Genomic DNA, 324 nt, shown 5'->3' on the forward strand with positions numbered 1-324 from the left:
ATCGTCGCTGTCAATAAAATTGACAAGCCGGGCGCTGATCCGGACAGAGTGAAGCAGGAGCTTACCAATTACGAGCTTGTTCCCGAAGAATGGGGCGGCGATACCATTTTCGTCAATGTTTCGGCTAAACAGCGCATCGGTCTTGAGGATCTGCTTGAGATGATTCTGCTCGTTGCTGAAGTAAATGAATACAAGGCGAACCCGGATAAACGGGCTCGCGGTACCGTAATCGAAGCTGAATTGGATAAGAGCCGTGGTCCGGTAGCTCGCATTCTCGTTCAGAACGGAACGCTGAAAGTGGGCGACGCCTTTGTGGCGGGGGAA

General features: G+C 52.2%; 1 pseudogene. It reads left to right on the forward strand.

Going from position 1 to position 324, the window contains the following annotated elements:
- Positions 1-324: pseudogene (locus L691_RS29340) on the forward strand (translation initiation factor IF-2); the annotation flags it as partial.

Origin of the sequence: Paenibacillus zanthoxyli JH29 (assembly GCF_000520715.1) — a bacterium.
In the GTDB taxonomy this organism is placed as follows: domain Bacteria; phylum Bacillota; class Bacilli; order Paenibacillales; family Paenibacillaceae; genus Paenibacillus_AQ; species Paenibacillus_AQ zanthoxyli.